Annotated in this window: 21 protein-coding genes; 10 read left to right on the forward strand and 11 right to left on the reverse strand. The window is 42.1% G+C overall.

Features of this window, described 5'->3' with window-relative positions; genetic code table 11:
• Window positions 1-31 precede the first annotated feature (31 nt).
• The 4 genes from FTV13_RS11115 to FTV13_RS11130 all read right to left on the reverse strand — a co-directional run bounded on the left by FTV13_RS11115 (window position 32) and on the right by FTV13_RS11130 (window position 3,163).
• Window positions 32-595: a flavoprotein gene (locus FTV13_RS11115; protein WP_179992468.1), complete on the reverse strand. Its 564-nt coding sequence runs from the start codon at window positions 593-595 to the stop codon at window positions 32-34.
• Window positions 596-875: 280 nt separating this feature from the next.
• Window positions 876-1,880 carry an LLM class flavin-dependent oxidoreductase gene (locus FTV13_RS11120; protein WP_004783860.1) on the reverse strand — a complete coding sequence of 335 codons (1,005 nt, stop codon included), beginning with the start codon at window positions 1,878-1,880 and terminating at the stop codon, window positions 876-878.
• Window positions 1,881-2,035: 155 nt separating this feature from the next.
• Complete coding sequence (locus FTV13_RS11125) at window positions 2,036-2,485, reverse strand: hypothetical protein (RefSeq protein WP_004783858.1); 450 nt, start codon at window positions 2,483-2,485, stop codon at window positions 2,036-2,038.
• A 249-nt stretch (window positions 2,486-2,734) separates the two neighbouring features.
• Entirely contained in the window at window positions 2,735-3,163 is a 429-nt protein-coding gene (locus FTV13_RS11130) for a glycine zipper domain-containing protein (protein ID WP_034171622.1), read from the reverse strand.
• A 359-nt stretch (window positions 3,164-3,522) separates the two neighbouring features.
• Here FTV13_RS11130 and prfA point away from each other — a divergent pair, with 359 nt between their 5' ends.
• Window positions 3,523-4,611: a peptide chain release factor 1 gene (gene prfA / locus FTV13_RS11135; RefSeq protein WP_179993310.1), complete on the forward strand. Its 1,089-nt coding sequence runs from the start codon at window positions 3,523-3,525 to the stop codon at window positions 4,609-4,611.
• Window positions 4,611-5,429 carry a peptide chain release factor N(5)-glutamine methyltransferase gene (gene prmC / locus FTV13_RS11140; protein ID WP_159123180.1) on the forward strand — a complete coding sequence of 273 codons (819 nt, stop codon included), beginning with the start codon at window positions 4,611-4,613 and terminating at the stop codon, window positions 5,427-5,429. Before prfA ends, prmC begins: the two co-directional genes overlap by 1 nt.
• Window positions 5,430-5,498: 69 nt before the next feature.
• Here the strand turns inward: prmC and FTV13_RS11145 are convergent, their stop codons facing one another.
• The 4 genes from FTV13_RS11145 to FTV13_RS11160 all read right to left on the reverse strand — a co-directional run bounded on the left by FTV13_RS11145 (window position 5,499) and on the right by FTV13_RS11160 (window position 9,225).
• Entirely contained in the window at window positions 5,499-6,326 is an 828-nt protein-coding gene (locus tag FTV13_RS11145; RefSeq protein WP_179993311.1) for an ABC transporter permease, read from the reverse strand.
• Window positions 6,326-7,297, reverse strand: a complete 972-nt coding sequence (locus FTV13_RS11150; RefSeq protein WP_179993312.1) for an aliphatic sulfonate ABC transporter substrate-binding protein — start codon at window positions 7,295-7,297, stop codon at window positions 6,326-6,328. Before FTV13_RS11150 ends, FTV13_RS11145 begins: the two co-directional genes overlap by 1 nt.
• Before the next feature lie 323 nt (window positions 7,298-7,620).
• Window positions 7,621-7,974 (reverse strand): hypothetical protein, encoded by a 354-nt coding sequence (locus FTV13_RS11155; RefSeq protein WP_004783846.1) that lies wholly within the window; start codon window positions 7,972-7,974, stop codon window positions 7,621-7,623.
• 228 nt (window positions 7,975-8,202) lie between these two features.
• Window positions 8,203-9,225, reverse strand: coding sequence for an AraC family transcriptional regulator (locus tag FTV13_RS11160; RefSeq protein ID WP_166134947.1), 1,023 nt, complete (start codon window positions 9,223-9,225; stop codon window positions 8,203-8,205).
• 138 nt (window positions 9,226-9,363) lie between these two features.
• Here FTV13_RS11160 and FTV13_RS11165 point away from each other — a divergent pair, with 138 nt between their 5' ends.
• The 3 genes from FTV13_RS11165 to FTV13_RS11175 all read left to right on the forward strand — a co-directional run bounded on the left by FTV13_RS11165 (window position 9,364) and on the right by FTV13_RS11175 (window position 13,264).
• On the forward strand, window positions 9,364-10,134 hold the full coding sequence (locus FTV13_RS11165; protein ID WP_166134944.1) for a 3-hydroxyacyl-CoA dehydrogenase: 771 nt from the start codon (window positions 9,364-9,366) through the stop codon (window positions 10,132-10,134).
• Between the two features lie 92 nt (window positions 10,135-10,226).
• Window positions 10,227-11,363 (forward strand): acyl-CoA dehydrogenase family protein, encoded by a 1,137-nt coding sequence (locus FTV13_RS11170; protein WP_180012058.1) that lies wholly within the window; start codon window positions 10,227-10,229, stop codon window positions 11,361-11,363.
• A 254-nt stretch (window positions 11,364-11,617) separates the two neighbouring features.
• The gene (locus tag FTV13_RS11175; RefSeq protein ID WP_179993314.1) at window positions 11,618-13,264 is read left to right on the forward strand and encodes an AMP-binding protein; all 1,647 of its coding nucleotides are present in this window, start codon (window positions 11,618-11,620) and stop codon (window positions 13,262-13,264) included.
• A gap of 189 nt (window positions 13,265-13,453) precedes the next feature.
• On the opposite strand, the gene FTV13_RS11180 is transcribed toward FTV13_RS11175, so the two are convergent.
• A complete protein-coding gene (locus FTV13_RS11180) occupies window positions 13,454-13,963 on the reverse strand; it encodes a pyridoxamine 5'-phosphate oxidase family protein (protein WP_180012060.1) in 510 nt (169 codons plus the stop codon).
• A 258-nt stretch (window positions 13,964-14,221) separates the two neighbouring features.
• On the opposite strand from FTV13_RS11180, the gene FTV13_RS11185 reads away from it, so the two are divergent.
• From FTV13_RS11185 to FTV13_RS11205, 5 genes are all read left to right on the forward strand, one after another.
• Window positions 14,222-14,410 carry a hypothetical protein gene (locus tag FTV13_RS11185; protein WP_180012062.1) on the forward strand — a complete coding sequence of 63 codons (189 nt, stop codon included), beginning with the start codon at window positions 14,222-14,224 and terminating at the stop codon, window positions 14,408-14,410.
• A 39-nt stretch (window positions 14,411-14,449) separates the two neighbouring features.
• Window positions 14,450-15,220: a HesA/MoeB/ThiF family protein gene (locus tag FTV13_RS11190; RefSeq protein ID WP_166135057.1), complete on the forward strand. Its 771-nt coding sequence runs from the start codon at window positions 14,450-14,452 to the stop codon at window positions 15,218-15,220.
• 58 nt (window positions 15,221-15,278) lie between these two features.
• Window positions 15,279-16,577, forward strand: a complete 1,299-nt coding sequence (locus FTV13_RS11195) for an AarF/ABC1/UbiB kinase family protein (RefSeq protein ID WP_159123174.1) — start codon at window positions 15,279-15,281, stop codon at window positions 16,575-16,577.
• Between the two features lie 132 nt (window positions 16,578-16,709).
• A complete protein-coding gene (gene folB, locus FTV13_RS11200; RefSeq protein WP_004783828.1) occupies window positions 16,710-17,090 on the forward strand; it encodes a dihydroneopterin aldolase in 381 nt (126 codons plus the stop codon).
• Window positions 17,047-17,481, forward strand: a complete 435-nt coding sequence (locus FTV13_RS11205; RefSeq protein WP_004783827.1) for a 2-amino-4-hydroxy-6-hydroxymethyldihydropteridine diphosphokinase — start codon at window positions 17,047-17,049, stop codon at window positions 17,479-17,481. The genes folB and FTV13_RS11205 overlap by 44 nt, the downstream gene beginning before the upstream one ends.
• A 436-nt stretch (window positions 17,482-17,917) precedes the next feature.
• On the opposite strand, the gene coq7 is transcribed toward FTV13_RS11205, so the two are convergent.
• Window positions 17,918-18,553, reverse strand: coding sequence for a 2-polyprenyl-3-methyl-6-methoxy-1,4-benzoquinone monooxygenase (gene coq7, locus FTV13_RS11210; RefSeq protein ID WP_004783823.1), 636 nt, complete (start codon window positions 18,551-18,553; stop codon window positions 17,918-17,920).
• A gap of 3 nt (window positions 18,554-18,556) precedes the next feature.
• Window positions 18,557-19,876, reverse strand: a complete 1,320-nt coding sequence (locus FTV13_RS11215; RefSeq protein WP_180012064.1) for an MFS transporter — start codon at window positions 19,874-19,876, stop codon at window positions 18,557-18,559.
• Window positions 19,877-20,011: the final 135 nt, after the last annotated feature.

A 20,011-nucleotide genomic window follows, 5' to 3' on the forward strand; every position in this document is an offset into this window, starting at 1 on the left:
CGAATTTTTAATCTTATGTGCTAAAAACAGATTAACTTGCTGATTGAAAAGTATGCACAATTAGCTCAACCTGATGTTCATCTCCATTAATACAATGAATACTATTTTCGGAAATTTTTGCAATAGGCCAGGTAATCAGCTGGCAATTTTCACGTTGCAGAGCAGCATAATAGTGATCTGATTTAAGATAAACTTTGGATGCGGCTGCAAGATTTGGCATGAGCTGGCGTCTGAGCCATAAATTTTGTACCTGATTTTCTAGATAACGTAATGATAAAATGCTTTTAATGCGGTTATTAAATAGGCGTCGATTTTTAATGATTAAGGGGTGATTTAATAACCGCTGCAAACCACGTTCAGTACCTGGCAATACAAATTGCGGATTAATCTGAAAAACTTTTACTGAGTGAGCTTGCTGGCTAATCTTGTTGAGCTGGCTTACGGTAAATTGATCCGTACCGATAATCGCAATATCTTTTCCGGCACAGTCAAGTTCAGCGAGCTGGGAAGAGGGCATTTTAATGCCAGTAAAATGCTGGAAATTTTCGGGACGATTCTCAAATATACCCGCGTATGCATCCTGCTTGGTGGACATTGTTTTTCCTTGAAATTATTTAATAATTGGTCTTATTTGCTTTGTTATAGATATTAACAAAAGCCCTAGAGCGGTAAAGTTCAAAATTTAACTTAGACAGTCATTCTTTTTTCTATTGTATTTTTAATGAGACATAGATGTATTAAAGCGCAGGAGATCCATCTTAGACATGGATTTATCTATTTGGAGACTTAAAATTTTCAAACAAAGTTTTAAAAAATATACCCATTCCTAAGAGTGGGTATATAGATCAGAATAAATTAGGCAAAGCAAGACAGCATTATTGCCCGTTTTTGATCTGCATCAGCAATTCAAAATTATGCAGACGTTTCTCTGTGTCATAGATGTCACAGGTGAAGATAAACTCATCTACATCATATTTTGCTATGAGTGCTTCCAAACCGGCTTTAACAGTTTCTTTGGAACCCACTTGCGCCATGGCAAAGAAATTGTCGACAGACATTTTTTCAGGTGGTGACCAGAGTCCTTCCATAGAATCAATCGGCGCTTTCAATTTCAGGCTTTGACCGCGAATCAGGGCAAGGACACGCTGGTAAGCACTTGTTGCCAGATATTCAGCTTCTTCATCTGTATCTGCGACACAAGTCGGTACGCCCATAGAAACATAAGGACGATCCAGATATTCAGACGGTTCGAAATTGTCCCGATACAATTGAATCGCTTGACCAAGCATACGCGGAGCAAAGTGAGATGCAAAAGAATAGGGTAGACCAAGTTTTGCTGCCAGTTGTGCGCTAAACAGGCTCGAACCTAATAACCACACAGGTACGTGTGTGCTTTGGCCTGGAGTTGCCACAATGCGTTGGCCTGGAATCGGATCTTTAAAGTATTGCAGAATTTCTAAAACATCCTGCGGGAACTGATCTTCAGTTTCCTGACGGCCACGACGTAAAGCACGCATGGTCATTTGATCGGTACCAGGAGCACGGCCTAGACCCAGCTCAATACGATCTGGATATAAAGTCGCTAATGTACCGAACTGTTCTGCTACTACCAAGGGTGCATGGTTTGGCAACATAATGCCGCCAGAGCCAAGTTTGATGCTATTGGTATTTGCCAGTAAATAGCCTAAGAGAACGGCAGTCGCTGAGCTGGCAATACCATCCATATTATGATGCTCGGCCAGCCACATCCGGCTATAACCTAGACGTTCTGCGGTCTGGGCCAATTCCAACGCATGTTGCAGGGAGAATTGAATGGTCTTATCGTCACGAACTGGAACCAGTTCGAGAATAGAGAACTGGGTATCGGTAAGCGTACGCATAATATTACTCTTGAATAAACATGACTAAGAGCATACGACTTTGCATTGTATTTGTATATCGAAAAAAATCGATATATATGTAAACCAAAATAACAGGCAAAAAAATAAGCATCCGAAGATGCTTATTCAAGGAGGAAAAGTGATTAGAGGAAATCTTAGCGACGGTGGTTATAACGGTAGTTGCTAGTACGATAGTTTTTTGAACTATAGCGACGGTCATAACGGTCATCATAACGACGGTCTTCGCTGACTTTTTTACCAAGGGCAGAACCACCAGCAGAACCTAATGCAGCACCAATTAAGCCGCCATTAGAACCCGCCATGTTTTTACCTACGGCATAACCGGCACCACCACCTAAAGCACCGCCGATAATCGCACCATTACGGTCACGTTTATTCGCTGCTACTGCGGCACCAGCACCACCGCCAATCGCAGAACCGATTGTTGCACCAGTTGTACCACCCATTTTATTGCCCACTGCGGCACCAACGACACCACCCAAAGCAGAAGCTAAAGCCGTATTCGTTGTATTTCCGGCATTGGCGGCTGTCATACCCATGGCTGAGGTTGCTACGACAGCGATCATTAGAGATTTGTAATTCATGAGTACACCTTTTATATATCTAGCTGTATTTGTTGATGAGATAAATTTAATCTAGCAACCGTCAAATAGCATGGAGGCAGTGTTGGCGAATTGTGATTTTTATCTCCTTAATTTATTCATGATCTTGTTCGAATAAGTTGATGTATTACATGAATTTGAATACGTTGAACGCATAATAAAAAAAGCACCCAAACAGGTGCTTTTAATGTTAAATGTAGCGTCGAATTTAAAGAGCCTAAGGGCAAGAAATTAACGGTGACGTTTTTTCCAGTGTTTAGCACGATTCGCTTTGGCACGATCGGCTGCTTTATCTTTAGAAATTTTATTACCTAATGCTGCACCACCCGCAGCACCGAGTGCTGAACCGATGTAACCGCCATTAGAACCGCCCATGTTTTTACCTACGGTATAACCAGCACCACCACCTAAAGCACCACCAATTGCAGATGAGGTACGGTTTTTCTTGTTACTTGCAACAGCAGCACCACCTGCACCACCTAATGCAGCACCAATTGTTGCGCCAGTGTTGCCCCCCATGTTTTTGCCCAGTGCAGTACCAGCAACGCTACCTAAAGCACTTGCTGCTGCCACACGTGCAGTACTGTCTGCATGCGCACTCACTGTCATCATTGAGCCTGCAGCCATTGCAGCACTCAGTAAAATTGCATTGAGTTTCATGTTGTAACTCCGTGTCCCTGATAGGACTTTCATATGTTAGTGTGTTTCGACGCAGAAAATGTAACAAATCATGCCCAAAAGAATGTGAAGATCTACCTCCATATTTAATGTGTTTATTTGCCAATTTGTAAAATGAGAAATAAATAAGGATCGAATTGAGCAGAAAAAATCCAAAACTGAAGATTTTATTTATATTTGTTAACAAATGGCGGTGACATCGCTGCATCTAAACACTGACTTACTGAATAATGATGTTCATTGACCCAGAGAATCGTTAAACTAGGCGCAATTTTTTGATTTCGCTGTGCTAAATCACTGTTTAGTTTAGTCACAGCCTTATGTTTGAGATTTTTTAGAAAATGAAAGAATCGTTACGTTTACGATTAGACCAACTCTCTGACCGTCATGAAGAACTGACTGCGTTATTGGCAGATGTTGAAGTGATTTCGGACAACAAGCGTTTTCGCCAGTTATCACGTGAGCATAATGATTTAACCGAGATTACCAACGTTTGGACCAAGTACAAACAGGCTGAAGAAGATATTGAAACTGCGCAAGCCATGCTGTCTGATCCTGACTTTAAGGAAATGGCGCAGGAAGAGATTAAGGAAAATAAAGCCCTGATCGAACAGCTTGAGGCTGATTTGAATATCCTGATGATTCCAAAAGATCCGAATGATGCCAACTCTGCTTATTTGGAAATTCGTGCCGGAACAGGTGGTGACGAAGCTGCGATTTTCTCGGGTGATTTATTCCGTATGTATAGCAAATATGCGGAATCTCAAGGTTGGCGTATTGAAATCCTGTCTGAAAATGAAGGTGAGCATGGTGGCTATAAAGAAGTCATCTGCCTGGTGAATGGTGAAGGGGTATATGGTCGCCTGAAATTTGAAAGTGGAGCACACCGTGTACAACGTGTGCCTGCGACAGAATCGCAAGGTCGTGTACATACTTCAGCATGTACTGTAGCAATTCTTCCAGAAGTGGATGTAGATACTTCAGTCGACATTAACCCGGCTGACCTACGTATCGACACTTACCGCGCATCAGGTGCTGGTGGTCAGCACATTAACAAAACTGACTCTGCGGTGCGTATTACGCACATTCCAACCGGTACTGTGGTGGAATGTCAGGATGAACGTTCACAGCATAAAAACAAAGCCAAAGCGATGGCTTTATTGGTTTCACGTCTGGAAAATGCCAAACGTGCCGCAGCAGATGCAGCGACTTCTGAAATGCGCCGTGACCTGGTCGGTTCGGGTGACCGTTCAGAACGTATTCGCACCTATAACTATCCACAAGGTCGTATGACCGATCACCGTATTAACCTGACTTTATATAAGCTGGATGCCGTGATGGAAGGTGATCTGACTGAGCTATTAGACAGTCTGCATCGTGAATATCAGGCCGATCAGTTGGCCATGCTTGCACAGCAGAATGGTGGCTAATGAACATTCAAGAAGCACTGGCTTTACGTGGTGAACCTGAAAGTTATGAACGTCAGGAAAATGCCTGGCTGTTGGAACACATTACCAAGATTGATGCTTTTGATCTGGTAATGAAAAAAGACCAGCAGTTAACGCCTGAACAGGAACAGGCCTATGTCGAAAGCCTGGCGAGGATTGCTGCAGGTGAGCCATTGGCCTATGTCACAGGTTCACAACCGTTCTGGACTTTGGATCTAAAAGTCACTAAAGATACGCTAGTACCACGCCCGGATACCGAAGTGCTGGTCGAAACAGTCCTGAAATTAGACCTGCCGGAAGATGCACGAATTGTTGACTTGGGAACTGGTACCGGTGCTATTGCCTTGTCACTGGCGTCTGAGCGCCCTAACTGGTCTGTTACCGCTTCGGATATTTATGAACCCACACTGGAAGTTGCGAAATATAATGCGGAACAGCATGATTTAGATCAGGTGCAGTTTGTGCTTGGTTCCTGGCTAAAACCATTTGGTCGGCAGTTCTTTGATGCGATTGTATCTAATCCACCGTATATTGATGCAGACGATGAGCATATGCCTGATCTGGCGACTGAGCCGGAACGTGCGCTGGTTTCAGACAAAAATGGTCTGGCTGATATTGAGATGATTATTCAGCAAGCTAAAAAGCATCTAACCGTAAATGGCTGGGTTGTGCTTGAGCACGGCTATGATCAGGGCGATGCGGTCCGCCATCTGTTTACTCAAGCTGGCTATAAACAGGTCCGTACAGTGAAAGATTATGGCGGAAATGACCGGGTAACTTTAGGTCAGTGGCCACATTAATTTTTAAAGCTTGATTTAATAAAAAAGCGACCTGGATAGGTCGCTTTTTTAATTCTTTTATTCAATAAATTATGACTTTTTAATCACATCTCGCCAGCGCAGTAAGCGGGTTTCGAACAATTTCATAATGCTATCGGTGATTTTGCCTAGGACTGCTAACAGGATAATCGCAATAATCACAATATCCGGACGTGAAGTTTCACGACCATCACTGAGCAGATAACCAATCCCTTGAGTGGCAGCAATCAATTCAGCTGCAATCATAAACATCCAGGATAAACTCAGGCTATTCCTTAAGCCAGTCAATATTCCCGGTGAGGCAGCAGGCAATACAATCTGCTGAACCTGTTGCCAGTATTTCAGGCGATAGACTTTTGCGACTTCAATCAGCTTACGATCCACACCCTGAATCGCTGCCACAGTATTGGTATATGTCGGGAAGAAGGCACCAATCGCGATCAAGGTGATTTTAGAAGATTCATCAATCCCTAACCAAAGTAAAAGTAACGGAATCCAAGCCAGACTCGGAATGGATTTAATTGCAGAAAACGTTGGTTCCAGAAAATCTTCTGCATGTCTGTTTAGCCCAACCAGGATCGCAAAGATCAGTCCCAATCCACTACCAATCCCAAAGCCAAGAAAAACCCGCCAGCTACTGGTCCAGATGTGTTGCCATAAATCGCCCTCAGCCAGTTCAGTAAAGGACTGAAACAGGCTACTCGGTGCAGGCAACAGATAAGGTTCGATTACGCCATTACGGACCAGTATTTCTACCAATACGATAAAAATAACAGGCAGGGTGAGGGCTTTGATCAGCGAAATGCTGCGTGGTAACACAGCGGATTTTGACTGTTCTTCCACGCTCAACTGTTCCGAGATGCTTTTCGGTATAGCCATTACTTAGTTGCAACCTTTTTAGCATAGCGGGCATCAAATAATTGAGTCACGACCTGATTGACATTGGTTCCTTTACGAACCAGTTCTTCTTCCGTCAGGATACGACCAGCTTTTTGTAATGCCCCGGTATGTTTGGTGGTTGGAATATTCTGATCCAGATTAGTACGGCTGAGTTGAAGCTTGGCGACTTCAATCGGAAGCTTGGCTTCACGTGCCAGTAATTCAGCCAATTTGTCGGGATTGGCTTTCGCCCATTGACGTGCCTGTTCATAAGCTTTAATCACTGCTTCAATCGCTTCCGGACTGGATTTGGCAAACTGGTCTTTTACGCTCAGTACGCTATAAGAATTAAAACTGACATTGCGATATAGTAATTTGGCACCTGACTGTGCCTGCGCAGATGCCATTAAAGGATCAAGGCCTGCCCAGGCATCGACCTGTTTACGCTCTAACGCAGTCTTACCATCCGGATGCTGTAAATGAACGAGCTCTACATCGCGTTTGCCCAAACCAATCGTATCTAAGGCTTGTAAAGTAAATAAGAAAGGATCTGTACCTTTAGTGGCAGCAATCTTTTTACCTTTCAAATCTTTCAGAGATTTGATATTTGAATCTTTATTAACGACCAGTGCTGTCCATTCAGGCTGGCTCTGAATATAAACCGTTTTAATCGGGCTACCATTGGCGCGGCTAAGCACTGCCGCTAAACCTGCAGTAGAAGCAAAATCTGTGCTACCGCTATTTAGATATTCGAGTGAGCGGTTACTGCCTTGGCTAAATACCCATTTAATCTTGGTTTTTAGCAAAGCTTTTTCTAGCAGTTTCTGTTCTTTAACCACCAGACTGGTCGGTGCGTAATAGGCATAATCCAATTTTAATTCAGATGGAATCGCTGCGTTAGCCAAGCCGGTAAAGAAAGAAATAGAAAGACCGAGTAAAGTCAGACCCGAAGTTCTTAATGTTTTTTTCATGAATATCTCAATCTTGAATTAAATTTTTTACATTCATATCGATAAATCGATAAGCACACAAAAAAGAAAAAAAGATAATCAAATCAAAAAATGAAATAATTAACAGTTTTAAATATAGGTATTTGTTTTTATTTGAATTTATTAAATAAAGAATAGAAAGGTTTTGCTTAGATAAAATTTTAAAAATGGTATGGCGTAAATTGATAAGCTGTTTTTTTAATCATTCGTCTTTGCAGTAGGAAGTTTTATAAATAACGAGTGCCATAAAAAAAGCGATGCATTAGCATCGCTTTTTGAGTCACTATTTTATCAATCTGGATAGCTTACATTGGGTAGTCTTGCAGACAGTCATAAACCTCGACTTGATCTAGGCTACCAGTTTCCATTGCCAGGCAAAGAGCCACGACTTTGGCAGTATCAGCAAGATATTGTTCATCTTTCAGTGCAATACCTTGTTGTAATGCAACGATGCGCTCAGCCGGAATTTCAAGCGATTTCGCAGCTTCAGTGGCATCAATCTGGTTAAAGAAGTGCACAATAGCATCTTTGAGGGCAGAATCAGACGCATTCAAGATGCCTTGATTCAATTGCTCTGCATTAAGATCGGTCGAAGAAACTAAAGCCTGGGCGAAGTTTTGAACAAGATTTTGTCCAAGAACATCAGTCATCTTTAACATGGAAAATACCTTCAACAAGGAAAGAGGGAAAGGGAGTACAGCCAAAAGTGAAGCACTAAAAATTGATTGAAAAATAAACTATATTAATAGGGAATGCAAAGCATTATGGATGACCGTTCAGTCCTCTATTTTTGGGCTGTAAGCCTTGAAAAATATAACTGTTGAGAAAATATAAATTTAAATTTATATGCTAAATTTTAATCGTTTTTAAGTCTTATTAAATATAAATTATCTAGTAATATTTTGTCTATAGGCACCTGGACTAACCCCTGTCCATTTTTTAAAGGCACGATGAAAAGCACTGACTTCCTGGAAGTTAAGCTGATCACTGATGTCCTGCAAACTTTGATCCGTACGGGTTAATAGTTCAATGGCTGTATCACGACGAATTTCATTTTTGAGCTGTTGATAAGTCACACCTTCATTTTTAAGACGCCGTTGCATGGTGGCTTCAGACATATTCATTTTCAAAGCAAGCTCATTCAGTTCAAGCCATTCAGCCGGAGGTACTTTTAAAAGCTGTTTGCGGATCTGTGCACTTAGCGCATAAGGATTTTTAAAGCGAACTAGCAGGTTATGCGGAGTCTGTTGAATAAACTGATACCAGGAGGTTTGATCCTGTTTTACTGGGAGCTGCAAATAGGCTGCATCAAACTGGATATAGTTTTCACTGGCCTGATATTCAATCTGCTCACAAAAACGGACTTTATAATCAAAATCATCGAGTGGTGCGGCACATTTCAGTTGAATCTGATTAAGTAAAACCCGCTGTCCGCTTAACCAGCATAGCAGGGTATGAATCAGCATTAGATAGGTTGCATAACTAAACATGCGCTTGGTCTGGTTCTGGTCATAGATCACGATATAGGCAAAGTTTTCTTCGACCATCAGTGTGCTGTGCAGATCATCCAGAATCAGATTAAAAAATTGCAGGATTTGCTGCAGAGCTTTTTCCAGCGTATCGGTCTGTAACAGCATTTTTGACAAGAGTTTGAAACTGCCACGGCGCATTGGATGGCTGTCCATGCCAAAAAATTCGTCATTCATGCTATCGGCAAGTGCAGTCCATAGCGCGGCATACTGCGCCACTGACACCCGTGCTTTAGCGGAATGAAGAATCTCTAATGGAATGGCAGCCTTAGTTAAAATCGCAGCAATATCATAATGCTGTGCTTTGGCATTCAGCAGTGCTTCATGAACCAGATCAATCGAAATGGTTCCCTTACTATATTCCAAGGCTGGTAAATGCATAGCCAGTCAGATATCCCTTCTTTATTGTCCAAATCCATCAGTGAAGATGCAACATTTGGAAATTGTACAGAATAAAATCTCTGTTTACTCTGCCTATTAAGTCGTAGCTTGTCATAAAAATAGGAACAGGACATTAACATGAAAATTCAGGGAAAAGTGATTGTGGTAACTGGTGGTGCATCAGGTCTGGGTGCAGCCACAGCGACTCATCTGGTGGAACAGGATGCAAAAGTGATTCTGGTGGATATGAACCAGGAGCAGGGCAATGCCTTACAACAGCAACTGGGTGAGCAGGCTGAATTTGTACAACTGGATGTAACGGATGAGCAGGCGGTTGAAGCTTTCTTTAATCATGTTGAAAATCAGTATGGCCAACTCAATGGCTTGGTGAACTGTGCTGGTATTGCACCTTCTGCCAAGGTACTGGGCCGCAATGGAATCCATGAACTGGCGATGTTCCAGAAAGTGTTGAATATCAATGTAAGTGGCACATTCAATATGCTTCGTTTTGCAGCGGCTTTAATCGCGAAGTATGAGCTGCAAACCGATGAAGAGGAGCGCGGTGTAATCGTGAATACGGCTTCAGTTGCAGCCTTTGATGGTCAGATTGGTCAGACAGCTTATTCTGCGTCTAAAGGTGCAGTCGTTGCGATGACGCTGCCACTCGCGCGTGAGCTGGCACGTGAAGCGATTCGTGTCATGACCATTGCACCCGGCATTATGGAAACCCCAATGCTGAAAGGCATGCCGCAAAATGTACAGGATGCTCTGGGGCAGATGGTTCCATTTCCGCCGCGTCTGGCTAAACCTCAGGAGTTTGCCCAGTTAGTAGGTCATATCTTCGAAAATAGCTATCTGAACGGTGAAGTGATTCGTCTGGATGGCGCCATCCGTATGGCTCCAAAATAAGTTCGAGCCAACGAAGCAAAATACAAAAGTCAGAGTAGATAGGTTTATTCACTCTATATGGAAAATTAAAAGATAAGTAAGGGATATACGCAGTGCTTTTAAATGACGAACAGAAAATGATTCAGGAAATGATGCGAAACTATTCGCAGCAAAAACTGAAACCCACCGCTGGTTTAAGGGATAAAACGGCTCAATTTCCAGCACAAGAATTGAAAGAACTCGGTGCACTCGGTGCACTCGGTATGACCGTGTCTGAACAATGGGGTGGAGCAGGCCTGGACTATGTGTCGCTGGTACTGGCCCTTGAGGAAATCGCTGCTGGAGATGGAGCCATATCGACCATTGTCAGTGTGCAGAATTCATTACCTTGCGGGATTACCCAGCGTTATGGTACCGAGAAACAAAAGCAGAAATACCTGACCAAACTGGCAACTGGTGAATGGTTGGGGTGTTTCTGCCTGACGGAACCTCAAGCTGGTTCCGATGCCAGCGCACTAGAATGTAAGGCAGAACGTGATGGCGATGAATGGGTATTAAATGGCACCAAGCAGTTTATTACTACCGGTAAGCATGCCCAGATTGCACTGGTATTTGCAGTGACAGATAAATCTGCGGGCAAGAAAGGAATCTCATGTTTCTTGGTACCTACCAATAGTCCAGGATATATCGTCTCGAATCTGGAAGAAAAAATGGGGCAGCATTGTTCCGATACCGCGACCATTATTTTTGATCAATGCCGGATTCCGGCTGAGAACCTGCTCGGAAAAGAAGGTGAAGGCTACAAGATTGCCTTGTCTAATCTGGAATCTGGCCGGATCGGGATTGCGGCACAATCCGTAGGTATGGCACGAGCTGCACTGGATGCTGCTGTTGAATATGCCAATGAACGTAAATCTTTTGGTGTAGAGCTGGTGCAGCATCAGGCAGTAGCATTCCGTCTCGCAGATATGGCCACCCAGATTGAGGCAGCAAGACAACTGGTCTTACATGCAGCAACGCTTAAAGATGCAGGATTACCATGCTTAAAAGAAGCGTCCATGGCTAAACTGTTTGCTTCGACTATAGCAGAGCGAGTCTGCTCGGATGCGATTCAGATTCATGGCGGTTATGGCTATGTCTCAGATTTCCCGGTTGAACGTATTTACCGTGATGTCAGAGTGAGCCAGATTTATGAAGGTGCATCAGATATTCAGCGTCTGGTCATTGCCCGGGAAGTGAGCAAAGTTTAAAAGTCATGAAATAGCCGACTGTTCAAATCCTGCAGCTCATTTGAGGGAGATGGAAATTGTGAGGGTCTATAAAACATGGTCAATTATTGATAAAGCGAAAAGTGACTCAGTAGAGTGACACCTAACATGTCCTAGCAATAGGGCATGTTATATAAAACCGGCATTGCAATGGAATTCGCAGACGGTAGACAGAACAACAAATACAACGGACACAGACATAAAGTCTGTTTATAAACGGAATAGAGGTTGTCGTGATGAAGACACTAGAACAAGCGTATCGTGAATTTGATTTTGACACTATGGTTCAACAACATCTGGCAGGAACGCCAGATTCACTCAATGCCTATACAGAATGCTGTGGACGTTTTCTGGGACAAAACCGGATCGCGTTAATCTGGGAAGGTAAAAATGGCAAGACCCAATATTGGACTTTTGAACAATTGGCTGAGGCTTCAGGACAATTGGCTCATTATATGACCTCACTGGGTTTACAAGCAGGAGACTGTATTGCCGGACTGCTCCCACGAACCCCAGAATTATTAATTACCATTCTAGCCACCTGGCGTATTGGTGCGATTTATCAGCCTTTATTTACCGCTTTTGAAAGCAAGGCAATCGAGCATCGTATTAATACCGCACATACCCGACTCATTATTACCAATCAGGAACAGCGAGCGAAACTGAATGATCTGGATATTCCACATATTTTAACCGTCCATCAAACGCCTGAAAGTATCAATCAGGATGCAGATTTCTGGACTGAACTGAAGCAATATCCAACTGAGTTTGAGCCGGTTCAAGGTCATTTTAGTGACATTTTCCTGATGATGTTTACTTCAGGTACAACGGGGCTGGCAAAATCAGTGCCTGTTCCCCTTAAAGCTTTACTGGCATTTAAAGGCTATATGCTGCACGCCGTAGATTTACGTGACGAAGATACTTTCTGGAATCTGGCAGATCCGGGTTGGGCTTATGGTCTGTATTATGGAATTGCAGGTCCATTAAGTTTGGGGCATAGCATTATTCTGGATGAACGTGCCTTTAGTGTAGACAATGCTGTTGAAGTCATTAAAAAATATCGGGTGAATAACCTGACTGGTTCTCCAACTGCATTCCGGATGTTCTTTGGCTTTAAGGAGAAATTTGATGCTGAGATTAGCTCGTGTTTACGTGTGGTCAGTAGTGCAGGTGAGCCATTAACGCCTGAAGTCATTCAGTGGTTTAATCATGAAATGGACGTGAATATCTACGACCAGTATGGACAGACTGAACTTGGGATGGTGATTGCCAATCATCATGCGCTGGAGCATCACAAGAAAATCGGTTCTGCTGGCTTTGCCATTCCAGGACATCGTTTTGCAGTTTTAAATAAAGAGCATCAGGAAGTCGAAAAAGGTGGTATTGGTACTTTGGCCATGGACTACTCAGCCTCACCTTTGATGTGGTTTGAAGGCTATGGCGGTAATAATCGGAAAGCCTTTGTGGGACAGTACTATTTAACAGGAGATACCGTAAAACTGAATGAACATGGTGGAATAGATTTCATTGGTCGTGCGGATGATGTCATTACGACTTCGGGTTATCGAGTTGGACCTTTTGATGTAGAGAGTACCTTGCTGGAGTGTGAAGAGGTGCTCGAGTCCGCTGTGGTTGGAAAACCAGATCCGGAACGTACCGAAATTGTGAAAGCCTTTGTAGTGCTTAAATCACAATATGCCGCTAGTGAAGAACTGATGCTGAAATTGCAAAACTATGTGCGTTCCCGTTTATCTAAACATGCCTATCCGAAAGAGATTGAGTTTGTAAGTGATTTACCTAAAACATCTAGCGGTAAAATTCAGCGTAATCTGCTTAAACAACAGGAAATTGCTAAGATTCAAGGCATTAAACAGGTCAGTTAATATATTCATTTAAATATATTGAAAAGGTCGCAATTGCGGCCTTTTTTATACGATTAATTTGTTTATGTTCGAATTTATCAGAGAAAATAATTGTCATTACAATATAATATATTTCATCTTTTAAATAAAATAAATCAAAAATTTAGCCTCTTATTAAGAGGCTAAATTGAAGGTGGAATTCTTATTTACTTATAGATCAACTTTTTTGTGCTCAGCATCTGGTTCCCCAGCTTCGCCAGTCACACCACCTTTTAATGCCTTAAATAGCTGCGTTACTTTGTTATCGGTGACATTCCAGTATTCTGCACTTTCAGCTTCAGCAATCAGTACACGCACGCTAGGATCATCTTTACCTTCAAACCAGTTTTCTGCCCATGGATTCCATAATTTTTCAATCAAAATACGGTCAGTACTGATCTGTGCATTTGCGCTGATTGATACATAAATACCATCAGAAGGTTTAGCGAAAGACAGGCCAATCTGAGTACGACCAGTATTGGCAGCTTTCACCAGATCATTGGTGTCACGCATGATGAAATACAAATTCTGATCTTCATTCATTTGCTCAGAATTGAGCATGGTCATTGGCTGAGAATGAATTTCCTGACTTTCGGTCATATGGCTGATCATGGTGTAACGCACATCTTTAATTAGTTCCCATAATTTTTCACGATAATTATGCTGATTTTGTTCGTTCATCTATATGCTCCATACTATTTATTGAAAGCGAGGATAATTGCTATTCCTTAAGCAGCTTAATCATATTTGGGAATGGATACAGAGGGTCTCACTGAACTGATACATTTTCCTACTGAATTGCAGGTAGCAGCTACAGAAGTGCTAAACAATCGAAATTCAGTTACAGGGTGATAAAAGAATAGAAGAACGAGGTTCCAGGAAGATGTAATACGTGAATAAATTAAGTGGCATATAGATCAAGTTAAGTGCATTCATAATATGACTATTACATATTTATTAGGACACTATCAGCTTGATACGGAGCATTTAACTGATATGCTATTTGGCGCTAGTATTGCCAAGCCATTTATTGATTTGCTGTTTATGCGCAGAGAAGTTAATTTGCTCGAGATTTATCCGCATATTGAAATTTCGGTAAATGCACTTTTTGTGGCATATGCTTCTTAAAAATCTTCGAAACAAGGAACGACGTTGTCTATATCGACTATGGATGCCATATCCCCAGAGTTTGAACTCACCGATGCTGAATTGCACTTATATAGTCGCCAGATTCTTCTGGATGGTTGGGATATTGAAGCACAGGAAAAGCTGAAATTTTCTAATATCTGTATCGTGGGGTGTGGCGGGATTGGTTGTGCCTTGGCAGAACTTCTGGCACGAGCGGGTGTAGGCAAAATTACTCTGATTGATCCTGATACCATCGAGATGAGTAATCTACAACGACAACTGGCATTTACGCCAAATGATTTAGGCTTTTATAAGGCAGAAATACTCGCGAAAAGGCTGGCTCAGATTAATCCGAATGTTCAGGTTGAATATATTAATCAGGCTTTAACAACTGAAAATGCAGAAAGTATCATTGAACATCAAGATCTGGTGCTGGATGGATGTGATCAGTTCGAGACACGTTATCTGATCAATCAAAGCTGTGTAAAACTGAATGTGCCTTTAATCAGTGCTTCTGCGATTGGTTTGCAAGGGCAACTGTTCATGATGGAAGGGGATTCAGCTTGCTATGCCTGCCTGTTTCCACCTGAACATCAGGCTGATACCAGTTTGCGTTGTGCAGATTCAGGCGTATTGGCGACTACGCCAAATGTGATGGCGAGTTTGCAAGCTCATCATGCATTGCTTTATTTAGGCCTGGGTAAAATGCCACTTAGACAGAAACTTCTACTCTGGGATGGTCTGAGTTTCAAACAGCGCATTTTAAGTTTCGAAAAAGATACAGATTGCCCGGTCTGTCAGGCAAGATAGGCCTGCAAAATTTAATTTTTTTGCTACACTGCATGTAATTAATTTTTCCTAAGACATTATGAAAAAAAATATCTGGTTAGATGGAATACGTTCGGTTGCCCGTATGGGTGAAACCGCGGTAGTTGCGGCGAAGGCCGGCATTAAATATGCCACTGAAAAGCCAAGTAATGCCAAACTCATGCGTGAAACATTTGAGTCTTTAGGCTCAACCTATATCAAGCTCGGTCAGTTTATTGCCAGTACGCCGTCGCTGTTTCCGCGTGAATATGTGGAAGAGTTTCAGGGCTGTCTGGATCAAACACCGACCTTGCCATTCAGCTATATCCAGGAAGTGCTAGCATCAGAGTTTTCTGGCCGAAACTTGGATGAAATCTTTGCCTCAATTGAGGAAACACCACTGGCTTCTGCTTCCATTGCACAGGTACATGCGGCCAAGCTGGTTTCTGGTGAAGATGTGGTCATTAAAGTACAAAAACCGGGTGTGGAAACAATTCTATATACCGATTTAAATGTATTGCATTGGGCGACCAAACTGCTGGAAAAAGCAGTGCCGAAAGTAAAATTTGCGTCATTGGCAGATATTGTCGAAGAAATCAAAACCCGAATGGTGCGTGAGGTTGACTTCATCGAGGAAGCACAAAATCTGGATGATTTCGTCAATTATCTGAATATCACCAATAATAAGGCAGCAACTGCTCCTAAGGTTTATCATCAATATTCAACACGTCGTGTGCTGACCATGCAACGTTTATATGGCGTGCCACTGACTGATTTTGAAGTGGTGAAAAAGGTCGCTAAAGACCCGTCACAGGTTCTCATCACTGCAATGAACACCTGGTTTGGCAGCCTGATGATGTGTAACAGTTTCCATGCTGATTTACACGCGGGTAATCTGATGCTGCTTGAAGATGGTCGTGTGGGCTTTATTGATTTTGGTATTGTCGGCCAGCTTAAACCAGAAGTCTGGACAGCGTGTATGGCCTTTATGGATGCCTTGCAGCATACCAATTATACCCTGATGGCAGAGAATATGCTGAAAATGGGTATGACTGCAGTTGAGATTGATACCAAAGTGCTTGCGGCTGATCTTGAACGTTTATTTAGTGGTGTGATGTTAGCTGATCCTCAGGATCTATTAACTTCAAGCCCTGCAGATCTCAACGATATCATGATGGATATGGTAGCAGTCGGTGAACGTCATGGCATTCGTTTCCCACGTGACTTTGCTTTATTGTTCAAGCAAATGCTGTATTTCGACCGTTTCATGAGAATTCTGGCGCCGTATACAGATATCTATGCAGATCAGCGTTTGCAGATGGTTCAGACTATGGACCCAAATTTGCTGTTAAAGCACTAATTTAATCCCTCCCGTCCTCCCTTTAAGAAAGGGAGGCTTTCATTACAAAATAAATAGAAGTGATGAAAGTCCCTCTGTATTAAAGAGGGATTTAGGGAGATTATTGGTAAATATTAAATTCCGAGTTTTAAAATGGACGCAATTATTATTGAAGGCTTAAAGGTCGATACAGTAGTCGGCTGCTTTAATTGGGAGCGTCAAATCATTCAGCCTTTAATGCTGGATCTAAACATTCGTACCAACTTAGAACAAGCGGCACAGTCAGATGAACTGGAAGATACTTTGAATTATGCCGAAATCTGCGAGATTTCAGCGCGGGTGATTCAGGAAGCTCAGCCAAAATTGATCGAACATGCAGCAAAACTGGTACTAGACGCGCTTTTTGCTACCTTTGAAAGTGTAGAATCGATTATGATTACGATCCGTAAGCCTGCCATTATCGCGCAAGCCAATTCTGTAGGGATACGTCTTGAACGCCACCGCAACGATATTCGCCCTAGCACTGGCGAGTAATTGTCATCCACAGCAACATTTTCAGGCTGCCCAGCAACGGATCAGTGAGTTGGGGGAAGTCCGGTTTTCTCCAATTTACCTCATTCCATGTCGGGATAGTATCGGAGCAGATTACTGGAATGCGGCCTGCCTCCTATACAGTGAAGTTTCTGTTCAAGATATGACAGATTTATTAAAGCAAATGGAAACGGATTCAGGGCGGGTTCGACCATCGCATCAGATCAGCCTGGATGTCGACCTGATTGCATGGGGAAATGATTTAAGCCAGATGGAATTTAATCCCAAAAAATTACCGCTTGCACTAGACGTAAAAATCCCGATGCATGACATCTGGTCTCATCCTGCATTTGAATATGATCGCCGTCTTCAATATCCACAAGTCAAAATTTAATCTGTATCTGAAATTAATCTAATGAATTTTTCAGTTTTATCTAAGTAGGGGATCTGTATTTGCCAAAAAACTGTTATTTACTTTTTCTTTTTATAAAAAATAACTAACAACACAATAATTGCGAATAGAATGCCAAGAATAATACCTGTTTCCATACGTCACCTTTAAAGCATTATTTTTTTGATAAATAGGTCATAGCTATTTAATAGTTATACCTGTCTCAATCGTTCTAGAATTTTAATAAATACGAGATGAAACCGGTTCGATTATAACAGTTAAATAAACGAATAGAGTTTGATTAAAATGTGAATCAATATTCTGTTGGATAGGCGGTTAAATTGATTGATCTACACTCAAAAAACGATCAATGAGTTATCTTGTTTAAGAATTCATAAGAATAAAAAAAGCCCTCAAAAAAGAGGGCTTCATTTGATACTTAAATATAATAACTGGTTTTAGTCATTAACTTGGAAATACCGGTCATAGCAATCTTGACTGGAAGGGGTAAATCTACACCGCCTGCAGCCAAAGCTGTATCACGATGATGCAGTTCATCTTCATTCATTTGTTCCAGAATGCGACGTGAGCGTTCATCCTGTGCGGGCAGCTGATTAATATGATGCTGTAAATGCATACTCACTTGGCGTTCGGTTTCAGCAACAAAACCCAGACTGTATTTGTCACCCGCAATGCCGGCAATTGCACCCATCCCAAAGGAAAGGCCGTACCAGACCGGATTAAGTAAACTGGTATGGCTATCCAGTTCTTGTAAGCGGTCTTCACACCAGGCCAGATGATCCTGCTCCTCAATTGCCGCCTGTTCCATTTCCCGACGTACATTTGGTAATTTCGCGGTTAATGCCTGTCCATGATAAAGCGCTTGGGCACAAACCTCACCACTATGATTCACACGCATTAAACCAGCCACATGACGGGCATCACTTACGGTAAGCTGAGTTTCGACCGGTTTGGCTGGATTTTCCCGTTGTGAGGAAGTCGTTCCGGGAACAAGACTGCGTAATGCCTGGTCAAAAGAATGAATAAGCTTATCGACACCTGTATATTGACGCATGAATTAATCCTCCAAAGGGGCTTTTGCAGTTTTGATCATCGATTTCAATCTATAAAGCAGCCATAAAGTAAACAGGCCACTCAACACTGCAGTAATACAGAAAAGTATTTTAAGATCAAACTCTAAAATGCTTAAAATAATAATTGAGAATATAGCAGAAGATACCATGAAAACGGCATTCAGGATGTTATTTGCTGCAACCACACGTGCACGATGTGAGCGGGGAGAATGCGCTTGCATCATGGCATACAGCGGCACGATATAAAAACCGCCACTAATGCCCAATAAAATTACTGCCAGCATGACATGATAATAGCTCCAGCCTTGCTGGAATAAATCTGCCAAGCCAAGTAGAGCACCAGTACGTTCCGGGACAAAGGCAAGACTTGCTGCCAGATACAATGCAAAAACTACAAGACCAATAGCGCCAATAGGAACCATTTTAATATTGACCTCAGTACCACCTAATCTACGGCATAGATAAGAACCTAAACCGATCCCGACAGAGAAAAAGGTTAAAAGCAGACTGGCAACATTTTCAGAAGCATGCAGGTTTTGTAAGGTAAGCTGTGGAATCTGGGTCAAATAAGTCGCACCATAAAACCAGTACCAGGAGTTACCCAGCAGAATTAAAAAAACCAGCGGTAAACTTTTAGCATATTTAATGGTCTGAAAGCTGGTCCGGAAAAAGTTCCAGTCAATATTGATTTCGGGTGCTGGAATACTCTGCTTCAGAATATAACGACTGGAGAGATAGCCAACCACGGCAATACTTAACACCGTCAGGCTGATCCAGATCAGATTGCCTGTAGAAGCAGCAATGACTGCACCACCCAGAATCATACCGAATAAAATCGCTAATGAAGTGCCTGACTGAAATAGTGCGTTACCTGACATCAATTCATCCGGTTTTAATACTTCAGGCAAAATGGCATATTTAATCGGGCCGAAAAAAGTGGATTGAGTACCCATTAAAAACAGGGCGAACAATAGCATCCATAAATGACCGAGTAGGAAACCAACAGTCCCCAGAATCATGATCACAATTTCAAAAATCTTTAGATAGCGAATCAGCTGGGAACGTTCATATTTGTCTGCAATCTGGCCTGCCGTCGCAGAGAAAATAAAATAAGGCAAAATGAACAATAATGCGGCAAGGTTATTTAGTGTGCTAATACTGGCTGATTGTTGCTGAATCCAACCATAGGTAATCACCAGTAATAATGCCTGTTTAAAAACATTATCATTCAGTGCACCAAAAAACTGGGTCAGGAACATGGGTAAAAAGCGGCGGCTCGCTAACAAATGTTCATTGTTGTTCATATAAGACGTGCTACATTAAGATTTATTAAGAAATGTGAGATATACGTAAACATTGAGAAAAATCATGTAAGATACTTTCGTCCATGTAAAGGCAAAACCCAATAATTTAAGTTCTTTAGCTTATCTTTTTCGGTC

Source organism: Acinetobacter sp. YH12235, from assembly GCF_013417705.1.
Lineage (GTDB): Bacteria > Pseudomonadota > Gammaproteobacteria > Pseudomonadales > Moraxellaceae > Acinetobacter.

Coding starts and splice junctions, on each gene's coding strand:
- FTV13_RS11115 (WP_179992468.1), bottom strand. CDS start 595: ATGTCCACCAAGCAGGATGCATACGCGGGTATATTTGAGAATCGTCCC.
- FTV13_RS11120 (WP_004783860.1), bottom strand. CDS start 1,880: ATGCGTACGCTTACCGATACCCAGTTCTCTATTCTCGAACTGGTTCCA.
- FTV13_RS11125 (WP_004783858.1), bottom strand. CDS start 2,485: ATGAATTACAAATCTCTAATGATCGCTGTCGTAGCAACCTCAGCCATG.
- FTV13_RS11130 (WP_034171622.1), bottom strand. CDS start 3,163: ATGAAACTCAATGCAATTTTACTGAGTGCTGCAATGGCTGCAGGCTCA.
- prfA (WP_179993310.1), top strand. CDS start 3,523: ATGAAAGAATCGTTACGTTTACGATTAGACCAACTCTCTGACCGTCAT.
- prmC (WP_159123180.1), top strand. CDS start 4,611: ATGAACATTCAAGAAGCACTGGCTTTACGTGGTGAACCTGAAAGTTAT.
- FTV13_RS11145 (WP_179993311.1), bottom strand. CDS start 6,326: ATGGCTATACCGAAAAGCATCTCGGAACAGTTGAGCGTGGAAGAACAG.
- FTV13_RS11150 (WP_179993312.1), bottom strand. CDS start 7,297: ATGAAAAAAACATTAAGAACTTCGGGTCTGACTTTACTCGGTCTTTCT.
- FTV13_RS11155 (WP_004783846.1), bottom strand. CDS start 7,974: ATGTTAAAGATGACTGATGTTCTTGGACAAAATCTTGTTCAAAACTTC.
- FTV13_RS11160 (WP_166134947.1), bottom strand. CDS start 9,225: ATGCATTTACCAGCCTTGGAATATAGTAAGGGAACCATTTCGATTGAT.
- FTV13_RS11165 (WP_166134944.1), top strand. CDS start 9,364: ATGAAAATTCAGGGAAAAGTGATTGTGGTAACTGGTGGTGCATCAGGT.
- FTV13_RS11175 (WP_179993314.1), top strand. CDS start 11,618: ATGAAGACACTAGAACAAGCGTATCGTGAATTTGATTTTGACACTATG.
- FTV13_RS11180 (WP_180012060.1), bottom strand. CDS start 13,963: ATGAACGAACAAAATCAGCATAATTATCGTGAAAAATTATGGGAACTA.
- FTV13_RS11185 (WP_180012062.1), top strand. CDS start 14,222: ATGACTATTACATATTTATTAGGACACTATCAGCTTGATACGGAGCAT.
- FTV13_RS11190 (WP_166135057.1), top strand. CDS start 14,450: ATGGATGCCATATCCCCAGAGTTTGAACTCACCGATGCTGAATTGCAC.
- FTV13_RS11195 (WP_159123174.1), top strand. CDS start 15,279: ATGAAAAAAAATATCTGGTTAGATGGAATACGTTCGGTTGCCCGTATG.
- folB (WP_004783828.1), top strand. CDS start 16,710: ATGGACGCAATTATTATTGAAGGCTTAAAGGTCGATACAGTAGTCGGC.
- coq7 (WP_004783823.1), bottom strand. CDS start 18,553: ATGCGTCAATATACAGGTGTCGATAAGCTTATTCATTCTTTTGACCAG.
- FTV13_RS11215 (WP_180012064.1), bottom strand. CDS start 19,876: ATGAACAACAATGAACATTTGTTAGCGAGCCGCCGCTTTTTACCCATG.